General features: G+C 67.8%; 16 protein-coding genes. 13 read left to right on the top strand and 3 right to left on the bottom strand.

Annotated elements, in window-relative coordinates; translation table 11 throughout:
• Positions 1-9: 9 nt before the first annotated feature.
• Both RKE40_RS13335 and RKE40_RS13330 read right to left on the bottom strand, forming a co-directional pair.
• Positions 10-1434, bottom strand: coding sequence for an FAD-binding oxidoreductase (locus RKE40_RS13335; RefSeq protein WP_316018719.1), 1425 nt, complete (start codon positions 1432-1434; stop codon positions 10-12).
• 121 nt (positions 1435-1555) lie between these two features.
• Positions 1556-2467 carry a LysR substrate-binding domain-containing protein gene (locus RKE40_RS13330; RefSeq protein ID WP_316018718.1) on the bottom strand — a complete coding sequence of 304 codons (912 nt, stop codon included), beginning with the start codon at positions 2465-2467 and terminating at the stop codon, positions 1556-1558.
• A 96-nt stretch (positions 2468-2563) separates the two neighbouring features.
• On the opposite strand from RKE40_RS13330, the gene argH reads away from it, so the two are divergent.
• The 7 genes from argH to RKE40_RS13295 all read left to right on the top strand — a co-directional run bounded on the left by argH (position 2564) and on the right by RKE40_RS13295 (position 8170).
• Positions 2564-3979, top strand: a complete 1416-nt coding sequence (gene argH, locus RKE40_RS13325) for an argininosuccinate lyase (RefSeq protein ID WP_316018717.1) — start codon at positions 2564-2566, stop codon at positions 3977-3979.
• Positions 3976-4869 (top strand): amino acid ABC transporter permease, encoded by an 894-nt coding sequence (locus RKE40_RS13320; protein ID WP_316018716.1) that lies wholly within the window; start codon positions 3976-3978, stop codon positions 4867-4869. The genes argH and RKE40_RS13320 overlap by 4 nt, the downstream gene beginning before the upstream one ends.
• Positions 4866-5645, top strand: coding sequence for an amino acid ABC transporter ATP-binding protein (locus RKE40_RS13315; RefSeq protein ID WP_316018715.1), 780 nt, complete (start codon positions 4866-4868; stop codon positions 5643-5645). Before RKE40_RS13320 ends, RKE40_RS13315 begins: the two co-directional genes overlap by 4 nt.
• A 44-nt stretch (positions 5646-5689) precedes the next feature.
• Positions 5690-6520 (top strand): ABC transporter substrate-binding protein, encoded by an 831-nt coding sequence (locus RKE40_RS13310; protein WP_316018714.1) that lies wholly within the window; start codon positions 5690-5692, stop codon positions 6518-6520.
• A gap of 119 nt (positions 6521-6639) precedes the next feature.
• On the top strand, positions 6640-6900 hold the full coding sequence (locus RKE40_RS13305) for an AbrB/MazE/SpoVT family DNA-binding domain-containing protein (protein ID WP_390893357.1): 261 nt from the start codon (positions 6640-6642) through the stop codon (positions 6898-6900).
• Entirely contained in the window at positions 6897-7292 is a 396-nt protein-coding gene (locus RKE40_RS13300) for a type II toxin-antitoxin system death-on-curing family toxin (protein ID WP_316018713.1), read from the top strand. Before RKE40_RS13305 ends, RKE40_RS13300 begins: the two co-directional genes overlap by 4 nt.
• Entirely contained in the window at positions 7289-8170 is an 882-nt protein-coding gene (locus tag RKE40_RS13295; protein ID WP_316018712.1) for a beta-keto acid cleavage family enzyme, read from the top strand. Before RKE40_RS13300 ends, RKE40_RS13295 begins: the two co-directional genes overlap by 4 nt.
• On the opposite strand, the gene pdxR is transcribed toward RKE40_RS13295, so the two are convergent.
• Positions 8154-9614 carry a MocR-like pyridoxine biosynthesis transcription factor PdxR gene (gene pdxR / locus RKE40_RS13290; RefSeq protein ID WP_316018711.1) on the bottom strand — a complete coding sequence of 487 codons (1461 nt, stop codon included), beginning with the start codon at positions 9612-9614 and terminating at the stop codon, positions 8154-8156. The two genes, RKE40_RS13295 and pdxR, sit on opposite strands and share 17 nt — an antisense overlap.
• Positions 9615-9714: 100 nt before the next feature.
• Between pdxR and RKE40_RS13285 the strand changes: the two genes are divergently transcribed.
• From RKE40_RS13285 to RKE40_RS13260, 6 genes are all read left to right on the top strand, one after another.
• A complete protein-coding gene (locus RKE40_RS13285) occupies positions 9715-10350 on the top strand; it encodes an FMN-binding negative transcriptional regulator (RefSeq protein WP_316018710.1) in 636 nt (211 codons plus the stop codon).
• Positions 10347-11126 (top strand): YggS family pyridoxal phosphate-dependent enzyme, encoded by a 780-nt coding sequence (locus RKE40_RS13280; RefSeq protein WP_316018709.1) that lies wholly within the window; start codon positions 10347-10349, stop codon positions 11124-11126. Before RKE40_RS13285 ends, RKE40_RS13280 begins: the two co-directional genes overlap by 4 nt.
• 78 nt (positions 11127-11204) lie before the next feature.
• On the top strand, positions 11205-12569 hold the full coding sequence (locus RKE40_RS13275) for an ABC1 kinase family protein (protein WP_316018708.1): 1365 nt from the start codon (positions 11205-11207) through the stop codon (positions 12567-12569).
• 21 nt (positions 12570-12590) lie between these two features.
• Positions 12591-13256, top strand: a complete 666-nt coding sequence (locus RKE40_RS13270; RefSeq protein ID WP_316018707.1) for a hypothetical protein — start codon at positions 12591-12593, stop codon at positions 13254-13256.
• 164 nt (positions 13257-13420) lie between these two features.
• On the top strand, positions 13421-13708 hold the full coding sequence (locus RKE40_RS13265; protein ID WP_316018706.1) for an aa3-type cytochrome c oxidase subunit IV: 288 nt from the start codon (positions 13421-13423) through the stop codon (positions 13706-13708).
• Positions 13709-13731: 23 nt separating this feature from the next.
• On the top strand, positions 13732-14871 hold the full coding sequence (locus RKE40_RS13260; protein ID WP_316018705.1) for a Re/Si-specific NAD(P)(+) transhydrogenase subunit alpha: 1140 nt from the start codon (positions 13732-13734) through the stop codon (positions 14869-14871).
• The last annotated feature ends 8 nt before the right edge of the window (positions 14872-14879 follow it).

Here is a 14879-nt window from a genome sequence, read left to right as displayed (position 1 = left end):
TGGCGGCCTTCACGGCGACGCGGGCGGCAGGACCTTGCCGGGATTGAGGATGTTGTCGGGGTCGAGGCTCTGCTTGATCCGGCGCATCACCGCGATCGCTTCATCGCCATACTCCCGGCGCAGGAATTTTGACTTTCCGTAGCCGACGCCGTGCTCGCCGGTGCAGGTGCCGCCGAGATCGATCGCCCGGTTGACCAGGAGGGCGTTGAGCCGCTCCGCCTCGGCGATCTCCGCGGGCGAATCCATCTTGATCAGGAAGCCCATATGGAAATTGCCGTCGCCGACATGGCCGAGCGCCGGCACCGGGAAGGGCGCATCCTTGGCGTGCTCGCGGATTTCGGTGATGCAGGTGGCGAGCTCGGAGATCGGCACGCAGGCGTCGGTGCCCCAGCTGCTGGCGCCCGGCCGCAAGGCGAGCAGGGCGTAGTGGAGATTATGGCGGGCCTGCCAGAGCTTCGTGCGCTCCTCGGCGCTGGCGGCATGGCGCCAGCCGCTGCCGCCATGGCCCAAGGCGATCGCATGCATCGCTGTCGATTGCTGCTCGACGCCGGCCTGCGTGCCATGGAATTCGATGAACAGCGTCGCGGTCTCGGGGTAGCTCAGCCCGTTATGCAGGTTGATGGCGCGCATGCAGGTCTCGTCGAGCAGCTCGACGCGAGCGACCTGGATGCCGCTCTGGATGGTCTCGATGGCGCAGGATACGGCGGCACCGACATCCGGGAAGGAGCAGACCGCGACCGAGCTCGCCTCGGGGATGCCGTAGAGCTTCAAGGTGATCTCGGTGATCACGCCGAGCGTGCCCTCGGAGCCGACGAACAGCCTGGTCAGATCGTAGCCGGCCGAGGATTTGCGGGCGCGGCCACCCGTCTTCAGCACGGTGCCGTCGGCGAGCACCACGGTCAGCGCCAGGACATTGTCCTTCATCGTGCCGTAGCGCACGGCATTGGTGCCCGAGGCCCGCGTCGCGGTCATGCCGCCGAGCGTCGCGTCGGCGCCGGGGTCGACCGGGAAGAACAGACCGGTGTCGCGCAGATGCTCGTTGAGCTGCTTGCGGGTCACGCCCGGCTCGATGACGCAGTCGAGATCCTCGGTGTTGACGGCGATGATGCGCTGCATCCGCGACAGGTCGAGGCAGACGCCGCCATGCAGGGCGACGACATGGCCTTCCAGCGAGGTGCCGGCGCCGAACGGAATGACCGGCACCTTCGCCTGATGGCAGAGCGCTAGGATGCGGCTGACCTCCTCGGTCGTCGCGGGGTAGCAGACGACGTCCGGCGCCCTGGTCGGATGATAGGATTCGCCATGGCCGTGATGCTCGCGCTCGGACTGGGCCGTCGAACAGCGGGCGCCGAGCAGATCGCGCAGCGAGGCGGTCAGCCCGTCGAGGGCGGGGTGGGGGAGGGTGACGGCGTCGGTGGTGGCTGTGGCGGACATCGTCATCCTCGTTGAACGGCCAGTGGCCGGGCGGCAGCTTCCAACGTCTCTCTGTCGCATGCCATGGCTGGTGCAGCATGAGTGCCCTGCGTCGCCAAGCAGGCAGAAGGCTCGCTTTGCCTCACGCGCTGGCCTCCGCTTCGAAGCGGGCTGCTTCCTCGCGCAGCCAGCCGACCAGCGCCTCGACGCCGGGACCGCGCTGTCCCCGCGGGTTTAGCGTCATCCAGCAGCCGACGGTGCTGTCGAAGCCAAGGCTGAGCGGGTTGACCAGCGTACCCGAGGCTAGCTCCTCGGCGACATAGCAGCGTGGCGCGAGCGCGACGCCAAGCCCCGCCATGGCGGCGCGAATGATCACCGAATAGTAGCCATAGCGTACCGTATGCGCCGGGACCGCGCCGCGTAGCCCATGCGCCTCGGTGAACTCGGCCCAGAAGGCCGGCATCTGGAAATGCTGCAGCAGCGTCATCTTCTGGATGTCGGCTGGGCTGGTGAAGCCGCCCATGCGCTCGAGCAGAGCAGGGGCCGCGACCAGCGCCACCTGACGCCCGAACAGATAGTGCGCCTCGCGGTCGGGCCAGGGGCCGATGCCATGGACGATATCGATATCGGAGTCTTCGGTCTGGCTCTCGCTGATGAAATTGGTGAACTGCACGTCGATCTCGGGATGGGCCTGGGCGAAGCTGGGAAACCGCTCCATCAGCCAGCGCTCGCCGGCGATCGCGACGAGGTGCAGCCGGATTGGCCGGCCGAGCGCGGTTCTTTCGGCGATGCGCCGGGCGCCACGCTCCATCTGCTCGATCGCCGCCTCGGCATAGGGCCGGTAGATCGTGCCGGCCTCGGTAGCTTTGAGGCCGGTGGGGCTGCGCTCGAACAAGGCGATGCCGAGATGCTCCTCCAGCGCCTGGATCTGCTTGGAGACCGCGCTCTGGGTCAGGTGCACGGCCGAAGCCGCCTTCGCCGTCGATCCCAATCGCGCCACGGCAAGGAAAACCCGCAGCGCCGTAGTCGAGGGCGGGAGATTCGGGCTCGCCAATCAGATATTCCTTTTGCGACTATCCTGCCGGAGATCGTTTCGTTTGCCGGGTTCGGGGTCAAGGGGACAGTGTCGTCTGAAGGGGAGACCGTCAGCATGAATCAGACCACACGCCTCTGGGGCGGCCGCTTCCGCAAGCCGCCGGACCCGCGGATGATGCGGCTTTCCAGCGCCGCCGGCGCCTATTCACGCCTCGCGCCCCAGGACATCGCAGGCGGCAAGGCCCATGCGGCCGAGCTCGAGCGGGCCGGGTTGTTGAGCCCCGACGAGATGAAGCTGATCGTGGCGACGCTCGACGCCATTTCCGGCGAGTTCGCGGCCGGGACGCTGCTGCCCGGGCCCGAGGACGAGGATATCCACACTTTCATCGAGCGCGTGCTGGTCGCGCGGATCGGCGCGACCGGCGCCAAGCTTAGAGCCGGGCGCTCGCGCAACGACCAGGCCGCCAACAATCTCAAGCTCTATTTGCGCGAGCAGTCGCGCCTGATCGGCGCGATGCTTGCGGAACTGCTGGCGGCGCTGGCCGGACAGGCCGAGCGGCATGCCGCCTCGGTCTGCCCCGGCTTCACTCATCTGCAGAGCGCCCAGCCGGTGACCTTCGGCCACTGGCTGATGGCGCATGGCCAGGCGCTGTCGCGCGACGCCACCCGCCTGCAGGACTGGGACAGGCGCTCGACCCAGTCGCCGCTCGGCGCGGCAGCGCTGGCCGGCTCGGCGATCGCGCTGTCGCCCGAACTCAGCGCCAAAGCGCTCGGCTATGACGCCCCTTGCGAGAACTCGGTCGACGCGGTCGGCGCGCGCGACCATGTCGCGGAATTCCTGTTTGTCGCCGCGATGCTGGCGACCAATCTCTCCCGGCTGGCGGAAGAGGTGACGCTCTGGACCTCGCGCCAGTTCGGCTGGGTCGTGCTCGACGATGCCTTCGCGACGGGATCCTCGATCATGCCGCAGAAGAAGAACCCGGACATTGCAGAGCTCTCGCGCGGCCGGGCGGCGCGGCTCACTGGCGATCTTGTCGCCATGCTGGGCGCGCTGAAGGGGCTGCCGCTCGCCTATAATCGCGATCTCGCCGAGGACAAGCGCTCAGCCTTCGATGCGGTCGACGTGCTCGGCGAGGTGCTGCCGGCCTTTGCCGGCATGATCGAGACGATGGCGGCGCGGCCGGAGGTGATGCGGGCGCAGGCCGGCGCCGGCTTCGCGCTCGCGACCGAAGTTGCCGACTATCTGGCGCGCAAGGGCGTGCCCTTCGCCGAGGCCCATGAGATCTCCGGATCGCTGGTGCGCTATTGCGAGGAAATGGGGCGCGAGCTGGAACATCTCGACGCGGTCGAGCTCAGTGCCATTGATCCGCGCCTCACAGAGGATGTAAGGGCCTGTCTCACCCTTGATGCTGCGGTGGCCGCCCGCAGCGGTTTCGGCGGCACGGCGCCAGCGCGCGTGGCCGAGCAGATCGCCCGCTTCCGCATCTGGCTTGCAGCTTTTGAAGATTGGACGCGCGGAGCGCAGAGATGACCAGCGCAGTCGGAATTGGAATAGGCCGGGATCTTGCCGGGGTCGCCGGCCTGAAGCTCGTGCCGCGCCGCTATTACGGGCGCTGGGTCGCGGCGGCGCTGATCATCCTGGTGCTGGCCTGGATCATCAAGGCCTTCGCCGAAGGCCAGATCGACTGGAAGGTCGTCGGGCAGTTCTTCACGGCTCCGGCCATTCTCGCCGGCCTCGTCAACACCATCATCATGACCGTCTGCGCCATGGCGCTCGGCATCGCGCTCGGCGTGATCTTCGCGATCATGTACATGTCGCCGAACCCGGTGCTGCGCGGCGTCGCGCTGTTCTACATCTGGTTCTTCCGCGGCACGCCGCTGCTGCTGCAGCTCCTGCTCTGGTTCAACCTGGCGCTGGTCTTCCCGACCATCGGCATTCCCGGCGTCATCGAATGGCGCACCATCGACGTGATCGGGCCGTTCATGGCGACCCTGCTCGGCCTCGGCATGAACCAGGGCGCCTACACGGCGGAAGTCGTGCGCGGCGGCATCCTCTCGGTCGATGTCGGCCAGACGGAAGCTGCCAAGTCGATCGGCATGACCCGGCTGACGACCTTGCGCCGGATCGTGCTGCCGCAGGCGATGCGGGTGATCATCCCGCCGGTCGGCAACGAGGTGATCAGCATGGTCAAGCTGACCTCGATCGCCAGCGTGATCCAGTTCTCCGAGATCCTGCGCAACGCGCAGACGATCTACTATGCCAATGCCCGCGTCATCGAACTGCTGATCGTCGCCGCCGGCTGGTACCTGATCGTCGTCACGCTCCTGCAGATCGGCCAGTTCTTCCTGGAGCGCCATTTCTCCAAGGGCCGCGGCGACCGCCGCGCCAAAGTCCAGGTCGCCGAGGAGGCCGGGGCATGAGCGCTGCCGCGAAGGACGCCATCGTCACCGCCGCCAACGTCACCAAGCGCTTCGGTGAATTGCGGGCGCTGAACGATGTCTCGCTGACCATCGCGCCGGGCGCCGTGCAGTGCATCATCGGGCCGTCCGGCTCCGGCAAGAGCACGCTTCTGCGCTGCATCAACCAGCTCGAAAAGATCGACCAGGGCGCGATCTGGGTCGATGGCGAACTGATCGGCTACCGGATCAAGGGCGACGAACTGCACGAGCTGAGCGATGCCGAGATCGCCCGGCAGCGCCTTGCGACCGGCATGGTCTTCCAGCGCTTCAACCTGTTCAACCACATGACGGTGCTGGAGAACATCATCGAGGGCCCGGTTACGGTGCTGAAGCGGCCGCGACAGGAAGCGGTGGCCGAGGCCGAGAAGCTGCTCGCCCGCGTCGGCCTCTCGGAGAAGCGCAACTCCTACCCGATCGAGCTTTCGGGCGGCCAGCAGCAGCGCATCGCGATCGCCCGGGCGCTCGCGATGAAGCCGAAGCTGATGCTGTTCGACGAGCCGACTTCGGCGCTCGATCCCGAGCTCGTCGGCGAGGTGCTCGCGGTGATGCGGGATCTCGCCGCCAGCGGCATGACGATGATCGTCGTCACCCATGAACTCGGCTTCGCCCGCGAGGTCGCCAGCGACGTCATCTTCATGGACAAGGGCGAGATCGTCGAGCGCGGCCATCCGCAGCAGGTGCTGGTCGCGCCGCAGCAGGCCAGAACCCGCGACTTCATCGCCGCCGTCCTCAAGTGAATTCAAGCCAGGCCAGTTCGGCCTGAGAAAACAGGGAGATCACCATGCTTCGCCTTTCTCTCGCAGCCGCGCTCGTCGCCGGCACCGCGCTCGCCGCCCAGGCCCAGGCCCTGCCGGACCGCATCAAGAATGCCGGCAAGATCGTCATCGCGACCCAGCCGAACTACGCGCCGATCGTCTACAAGGACCCGGCGACCAACACGATGACCGGCTTCGACTACGAGCTCGGCGAGGCGATCGCCAAGGAACTCGGCGTCAAGGCCGAGTGGCAGGAGACCGCCTTCGCCCAGATGCTGCCCTCGCTGCAGACCGGGCGCGTCGACATGGTGATGGCCGGAATGAGCGACCTGCCGGCCCGTCGCGAGACCGCCGATTTCGTCAACTATCTCGTGTCTGGCGCGCAGTTCTACACGGTGACCGCGCTCGCCGGCTCGATCAAGACGCCCGAGGACCTCTGCGGCAAGACCGTCGGCGCCAGCCGCTCGACCAACTGGCCCCGCCAGATCGGCGAGTGGAGCGAGGCCAACTGCGTCGCCAAGGGCAAGCCGGCGATCAACGTCGTCGGCACCGAAGGCTCGGTCGATGCCCGCACCCAGCTCAAGACGCAGCGCCTGCAGGGCGGCGTCCAGGGCAGCGAGACGATGAGCCACAACCAGAAGCTCGAGCCCAACACCTATGTGGTGCTCGGCACGCCCTTCACCCGTTCGCTGGCCGGCATCCCGTTCCCGAAGACGGCCGAGGGCGGCCAGCTGCGCGATGCGGTCAAGGGCGCGCTGGAGCGCCTGCAGGCGAACGGCACCTATGACGCGCTGATTGCCAAGTACGGCCTGCCGGACAACACCCTGAAGCCGATCTCGGTCAACAAGGGCGAGTGAGCGACGGCATCGGCGGGCCGGGGTTCGGCTCGCCAACCTGCTCTGAATGAGGGAGCGGCGCTGACGGGCGCCGCTCTTTCTGTTATACGGTCTGTACAACGCGAACCCCGGAGCAGGCGATGAACAAGCCCGAAAAGCCCGCCGGCGAGCAGGCCATGGTCCTGCAGGTCCGCAAGATCGGCAACTCGGTCGGCATCATCCTGCCGAAGGAATTGCTGGCGCGGCTGAAGCTGGCGGAAGGCGACAAGCTGACGGTGGTCGAGCAGCCGGAAGGCGCATTCAAGCTGACACCGCATGACGATCTGCACGAGCGCACCATGGCGATCGCACGCAAGGCGATGAAGCAGTACGCCAATGCGTTGCGCGAGCTGGCGAAATGACCGAGCCGCTCTGGCTCACTTCCGACGTCGTCGCAGATATCCATTCCGAGCAACTGGCGCTCTTCGGCGGCCCCGACGGCATTCGCGACCTGGGGTTGCTGGAATCCGCCCTGGCACGTCCGCTCAACCGGTTCGCCTATGGCGAGAGGGATCTCGCTGTTCTGGCTGCTGCCTATGCGTTCGGGATCGCCAGGAACCATCCGTTCGTTGATGGCAATAAGCGGGTCTCGCTGCTGACGCTGATCATCTTCCTTCGGCTGAACGGGATCGCGTTTGCGCCCAGCGAAGCCGACGCGGCTGCGATCATCCTTGCTCTCGCCGCGGGCGAAGTCGACGAAGAGGGGCTGTCGCGCTGGATTCGCGACAACTGGCCAAAGGATACTCCTGCATGAAGACGCCGATCTGGGTCGAGGCCGCGATCAACGGCCCCTGGGGCAAGGAGCGCCAGCCCGGCATCCCGATCGCGATCGAGGAGATCGTCGCCGACGGGATCGCGGTCGTCGAGGCCGGGGCGGCGATCGTCCATCTGCATGTCTACGACGTCGAGACCGGCCGTCAGCGCGACGACTGGCAGCTCTACGCCCGGGCGATCGAGGGGATCAGGGCAAAGGTCGACGCCATCGTCTACCCGACCATCCCGATCATGGGCTCTGGCTACGCCGGCGACATGCACGGGTCCGGCCGTTACACGCATCTTGAGGAGCTTGCGAAGCGCGGCCTCGTCGAATGGGGCGTGCTCGATCCCGGCTCCTGCAACTGGATGACCTATGCCGGCATGCCCGAGGGCGAGGCCGGCTTCATCTACCAGAATCCGGGCGAGCATATCCGCGAGGGCATGGAGGTGGCGCAACGCCACAAGGTCCATCCGAGCTTTGCGATCTACGAGCCGGGCTTCACCCGGCTCGGCGCTGGGCTGGCCAAGGCCTATCCGGGCATGCCGATGCCGATCTACCGGCTCATGTTTTCCGATGCCTTCGCCTGGGGCTTTCCGCCAAAGCTCTTCGGACTCGAGGCGCATCTTGCCCTGCTCGATGAATGCGCGCCCGGCGCTCCGGTGATGATCGCCGGGCTCGGCGTCGAGCTTGGCGAGCTGATCCCGCACGCGGTCGCGCGCGGCGTCCATGTCCGCGCCGGGCTGGAGGATGCGCATTTCGGCGAGACGCGCAGCAATCGCGCCTTGATCGCGGAGCTGGTGGCGCGCGTCGAGGCGGCGGGAGGCCGGCCGGCGAGCGCCGATGAGGTCCGCGCCGACCTCAAGGCGCGGCGCTGATCGCCTCGACCAGCTCGGTCAGGATCGCGACGCCGCGCTCGATCTCGTGGGGCTCGACGCTGGCGTAGCCGATGACGAGGCCGGCCATGTCCGGCCGGGCGGCGGTCTCGGGAGCCATGTAGAGCGGGCCGATCGGGTAGACGCCGATGCCGCACTCCCGACCCCGTGCGACGAAGGCGAGTTCGTCCGCTGCCGTGATGTCGCGGAACCAGACCACGACATGCAGGCCGGCATCGGCGCCGGCGACGACGACGCGGTCGCCGAGCCGGCGGGCGAGGGCCGCCAGCAAGGTCGCGCGCCGCTCGGCATTGCGCCTGCGGCTGCGGCGGACATGGCGCTCATAGGCGCCGCTTTCGAGCAGGATCGTCAGCGCGTGCTGCTCGAGCCCGGGTGCGTGGCGATCGGCCAGCGCCTTAGCGGTGGTGAAGACCGGGGCGAGCGCCGGTGGCAGCACGAGATAGCCGAGCCGGATCGTCGGCGAGAGCGCCTTTGAGACGGTGCCGAGATAGATGATCTCGCTGCCCTCGGCGAGCGCGTGAAGCGGCGGGACCGGTGCGATGTCGTAGCGGTACTCGCTGTCGTAGTCGTCCTCGATCACGCAGGCGCCGCAGCTTCGCGCCCAGGCGAGCAGTTCGAGCCGGCGGGCAACCGGCATCACCCCGCCGAGCGGGTACTGGTGCGAGGGCGTGACATAGGCGAGCCGGGCGGACAGCGTGGCGAGACGGTCGGTCCTCAACCCTTCCTGGTCGGCCTCGACCGGGATGGCGATGCCGCCTGCCGCGGCGAAGACCTGCCGCGCCATGCCATAGCAGGGGTCCTCGACGACGAAGCTCTCGCCGGGTTCGAGCAGCAGCCGGGCGCAGAGGTCGAGCCCCTGCTGCGAGCCGTTGACGATGACGATCTGCTCCATCTCGCAGCGCAGGCTGCGGGCGCGCCAGAGATAGGCTTGAAGGGCTTTGCGCAACTCGTCTGCGCCGGCCGGCGCGTCATAGCTCAGCCGCCGCGGCCGCCGGCTCGCTGCCATGGCGACGGCCCGCTTCCAAATATCGGCTGGAAAGTCGGTCGAGGCGAGATCGCCATAGCGGAAGTCGGCGACAAGCCCGGAAGGTGCCTGCGGGCGCCCCGGAAGGACCGTCGCAGCGACGCGTTCGCCGAAGCGAGACAGAGTTGGCCTCGCCTCGCTCGCGCCTGTGTTGGGCGCTTCCGGCTTGGCTGCTGTCGGCAGCGCGGCGACGCGAGCGCGGGCGCCCTGGCGGCCGGTGATGAAGCCTTCCGAATGAAGCTGCTCATAGGCGGCCGTCACGGTGGTGCGGGATACGCCGAGCTCGGTGGCGAGCGCGCGGGTCGAGGGCAGGGCGGCGCCCGGGCGGTAGACGCCGGTGCCAATCTGCGCCTTCAGCGCGGCGTAGATGCCCCGCGCGCTCTGCGGTCGAGCCGTTGTCACATCATGACCTTGCATAACTGGACCAGATAGAAATCCATAAACTGGCCATTTCAAGCGGTCCAGTATGAGCTTACCGTAGAGGCGATCAACAGGACCTGCCATGTACACGCCCCCGGCCTTTCGCGAAGACGACACCGCCGTGCTCCACGCGCTGATGCGCGCGGCGCGGCTCTGCAATTTCGTGACCGCGACGGCCGAAGGGCTGATGGCGACGCCGCTGCCATTGTTCCTCGACGAGGGCGAGGGCGAGTTCGGCACGCTCTACGGGCATCTGGCCCGGGCCAACCGGCAATGGCAGGCGCCGGTGCTGGGCGAGGCTATGGCGATTTTCATGGGGCCGGACGCCTATGTCACGCCGAGCTGGTATGCGGCCAAGCGCGAGCACGGCAAGGTCGTCCCGACCTGGAACTATGTCGTGGTGCAGGCCTCCGGGCCGGTCGAGTTCTTCGACGATCCGGCGCGCCTGCGCGAGGTGGTGACGCGCCTGACGGATTTGCACGAGCGGCCCCGCGTCGAAGCCTGGGCGGTGTCGGATGCGCCGGAGGCCTTCGTTGCGGCGCAACTGCGCGGCATCGTCGGATTGCGCATGCCGGTCACCCGGCTGATGGGCAAGCGCAAGATGAGCCAGAACCGCAGCGCAGAGGATCGGGCCGGCGTCGCCGCGGGCCTGCGGCAGGGCGAGCGCGCCAGCGACCATGTCGTGGCCGAGTTGGTGGCGGAGGAAGGCGCGTCATGAACATCGCGACATGGGTCCCGGGCGACCTCGCAGCCCGTTTCGGCCCGGATCCCGAGGCGATGTTCAGGCAGAACCTGGCGTCGGTGCGGGAGCGGATCGACGCCGCCTGCCGGCGGGCCGGGCGCGATCCGGAATCGGTGCGGCTGCTGCCGATCAGCAAGACCGTGCCGGCGCAGATGCTGCGGCACGCCTTCGCCGCCGGCATCGACCGGTTCGGCGAGAACAAGATCCAGGAGGCGCAGGCCAAGCAGGAGGCGCTCGCCGACCTGCCGGTGGCGTGGAGCATCGTCGGCCATCTGCAGAGCAACAAGGTCCGTCAGCTGACGCGCTTCGCCGTCGAGTTCCATGCGCTGGACAGCCTGAAGCTGGCGGCGCTGCTCGATGCCCGGCTGGCGGCGGAAGGGCGCAGCCTCGACGTCTACGTCCAGGTCAACACCTCGGGCGAGGAGAGCAAGTACGGACTGCAGCCCGACGCCTTGCGGGCCTTCGTCGAAGCGTTGCCGGACTTCCCGAGGCTCCGGCCGCGTGGGTTGATGACGCTGGCGCTGTTCAGCGACGAGATGGAGCGGGTTCGGCCGTGCTTTCGCCTGCTGCGCCGGCTGCGCGACGAGGCGGTGAAGCTGCATCCGGGCCTCAGCGAGCTGTCCATGGGCATGTCCGGCGATTTCGAGGCGGCGATCGAGGAGGGCGCCGACGTCGTCCGGGTCGGGCAGGCGATCTTCGGCAAGCGCCCGACTGCGAACGGGCTCTACTGGCCCGGGCTGGCGCCGGGCTGAGAGAGGGCGAGGGCTGGAGCTTGGCCGGGGCGGCACCTACATTGGCCGGACAAGCCCGCTCAGGCCCAACGAGACCCGATGTCCGAACGCGATAGCGAAGCCAACCGATTCTCTGCCCGCGCGGCACGCTATGCCCGTGTCGGCGCCAATGTCGGCGGGGTCGCGGCGCGGATCGCGGGCACGAAGCTGTTCGGGCTCGAGGGGCGCAATGCGACCAATGCCGAGGCGCTGGCCAAGGCGCTCGGCGGCCTGAAGGGGCCGCTGATGAAGGTGGCGCAGCTCGTCGCGACGATTCCGGACGTCGTGCCGCCCGAATACGCCGCCGAGCTGCAGAAGCTGCAATCGGAGGCGCCGCCGATGGGCGCGGCCTTCGTCAAGCGCCGCATGCAGGCCGAGCTTGGCGCCAATTGGCGCGAGCGCTTTCGCGAGTTCGAGCTGAAGCCGGCGGCGGCGGCCTCGCTCGGCCAGGTCCACCGCGCGACCTCGCTCGATGGCGCGCCTTTGGCCTGCAAGCTGCAATATCCCGACATGGAATCGGCGGTCGAGGCCGATATCGCCCAGCTCGAAATCCTGTTCGGGCTGCACCGGCGCATGGGTGCGGTGATCGACACAAGCGAGATCGCCAAGGAGATCAGCGCCCGCGTCCGCGAGGAACTGGATTATCGGCGCGAGGCGAAGCACGCGGCGCTCTATCAAAACATGCTCGCCGAGACGCCGGAAGTGCGGGTGCCGGGCGTGGTGGCGGAGCTTTCGACGCGTCGGCTGCTGACGATGCGCTGGCTCGACGGCGACAAGATTCTCGCCCACAAGCAGGCGAGCCAGGTGGTCCGGGACCGGATCTCGACGGCGATGTTCCGGGCCTGGTGGCGGCCGTTCAGCCATCACGGCGTGATCCATGGCGACCCGCATCTCGGGAACTACACGGTCTTTCAGGAGGCCGGCGAGCCGAAGGGCATCAACCTGCTCGACTATGGCTGCATCCGGATCTTCCCGCCGAGCTTCGTCGGCGGCGTGGTCGACCTCTATCGCGGCCTGCTGGAGGGCGACGAGGCACGCGTCGTCCATGCCTACGAGGTCTGGGGCTTCAAGGGGCTGACCAAGGAGCTGATAGACACGCTGAACATCTGGGCGCGCTTCATCTACGGGCCGCTGCTCGAAGACCGCACCCGCCGCATCGCCGAGGGCGTCAGCCCGGCGGAGTACGGCCGCAAGCAGGCCTTCCAGGTCCATAGCGCACTCAAGGCTCGCGGGCCGGTGACGGTGCCGCGCGAATTCGTCTTCATGGACCGCGCTGCGATCGGCCTTGGCGGCGTCTTCCTGCATCTCGACGCAGAGCTGAATTTCCACCGGCTGTTCGAGCAGGAGATCGAGGATTTCAGCGTCGCGCGGGTTGCCGGCGCGCAGGCTGCGGCCCTCTCCGCAGCGGGACTGGCCGGCGCCTGAGCACCTGCGCCATAATGCCTCATGTCGGCACAAGCTTCCTGCGGTGCGGCCGAGGGGGCGGAGATGGGCGGGCAGGGGGCGAAGGCCGAGGCGAAGGCCGGCAGCGAGCGACGGCGCTACGAGTTATTCGTGCGGCGCGGCACGAGCGGCTTCGTGCTGAAGCAGAGCGTTGAAGGCGTCGGGCTCGACGGTGACCTCCTGTTCTGGAGCACGCCGCAGGGCGAGGTCGCCAGGCCGCTCTCCGAGATTTCCGGCGTGCATCTGTCGACGGGGCATATCCCTCGACACGGCGATTTCGGTGCCTGCTCGATCGCATTCGTAGGGGCGCCGCCGCTGATCGTCAGCTCCAACACCGCCTATGGCTATGCCGATGAGGCGCGCAACCGGATCTATCGCGCCTTCCTCGAGGACCTGCACGCGACGCTTGCCGCACGCATGCCCGGCAAGGTGCGCTATTCCTCCGGGGTCAGCGAGGCGCGCTTCGCCTTCATCCAGGTGATGCTCATCGTCATGGGTCTGCTGATGGTCGCCCTGCCGGTCGTGCTGCTGGCGATGACCGGCGAGCTGAGCATGCTCTGGGTGATCTTCGTCGGAGTGGGCTTCGTCTGGGGCTATTTCGGCTGGGTGCAGAAGAACGCGCCGCGAACCTACGAACCGGACCGGATTCCGCCTGAACTGATGCCTTGAGCGCGGCCGGCCGTGCCCCGCGCCATCGGATGTTCTGACGCTACGTCGGCTTCGTCCTGCAGTTGCCTAGCAATGAGGCGGGCGACATGGTGTCATGCGTTGCCATCGGCTGCGCCAGTGCGCTACAGGGCAACAGGATTTTCATAGAGCAGGGACCATTTTTCATGGCCGACCACGGACATCACGCCGCAGACATTCCGCAGATGGACTATGCGGAGCATGAAGGCACCTATCATGGCTTCGTGCGCTTCGCCGAGATCGCCACGATTGCCTGCCTCGCCATCGTCACCGCGCTCGCCGTGGGCGGCACCAAGCATGCCTGGGGAACCGCGATCGTCGGGACCTTGCTCACGCTCGTCGGCACCGGCATCGGCATTGCCGCGCCGTCGGTGGGTTGGCGCGCACCCGCCGTGCCCTTCGCCCTGATGCTGCTCGCGCTCCTCCTCCTGTAAAGCCTGAAAGGCTCGGCCTCCCCATGCGCATTGCTGTCCCCGCGGAAACGCAAGGGGCGGAGACCCGCGTCGCCGCGACGCCGGAAACCGTCCGCAAGTTCATCGGCCTCGGTGCCGAGGTCGTGGTCGAGAAAGGTGCCGGCACTGCTTCCGGCATCAGCGATGCGGAGTACGAGGCGGCCGGCGCCAAAATCGCCGCAAGCGCCGCTGAGGCACTGGCCGGGGCGGAAATCGTCCTGAAGGTGCGACGCCCGGGCGAGGCCGAGATCGCCGGCCTGCCCACGGGCGCGCTCGTCGTCGGGATCATGGACCCCTATGGCAGCGAGCCGCAGGTCGACGCCCTGGCCAAGGCCAATGTCGCCGCCTTCGCCATGGAGTTCATGCCGCGCATCACGCGCGCGCAGGTGATGGACGTTCTGTCCTCGCAGGCGAACCTCGCGGGCTACCGTGCCGTGGTCGACGCCGCGGCCGAATATGGCCGGGCGCTGCCGATGATGATGACCGCGGCCGGCACCGTGCCGGCGGCGAAGATCTTCATCATGGGCGTCGGCGTCGCCGGGCTTCAGGCGATCGCCACCGCCCGCCGCATGGGCGCGATCGTCACCGCGACCGACGTGCGCCCCGCCACTAAGGAACAGGTCGAATCGCTCGGCGCCAAGTTCCTCGCGGTCGAGGACGACGAGTTCAAGCAGGCGCAGACGGCCGGCGGCTACGCCAAGGAAATGTCCAAGGAATACCAGGCCAAGCAGGCCGAGCTGACGGCGAGCCACATCGCCAAGCAGGACATCGTCATCACCACCGCCCTGATTCCCGGACGGCCGGCGCCCAAGCTGATCTCGGCCGCCATGGTCGAGAGCATGAAGGCGGGGTCGGTCATCGTCGACCTCGCGGTCGAGCGCGGCGGCAATTGCGAACTTGCCAAGCCCGGCGAGACCGTGGCGACGGCCAACGGCGTCAAGATCGTCGGCCATCTCAACGTACCCGGCCGGCTGCCTGCGACCTCGTCCAGCCTCTATGCCAAGAACCTCTTCGCCTTCGTCGAGACCCTGATCGACAAGAAGGAGAGGAAGCTCGCGGTGAACTGGGACGACGAGCTGGTCAAGGCGACCTGCCTGACCAGGGACGGCGCCGTCATCCATCCGAATTTCGCGCCCAAGGCCTGAGCGGCCGA

Source organism: Allobosea rubneri (assembly GCF_032464875.1).
In the GTDB taxonomy this organism is placed as follows: domain Bacteria; phylum Pseudomonadota; class Alphaproteobacteria; order Rhizobiales; family Beijerinckiaceae; genus Allobosea; species Allobosea rubneri.
The sequence above is the reverse complement of the archived record's forward strand: the minus strand, read 5'-3'. Positions and strand labels throughout refer to the sequence as shown.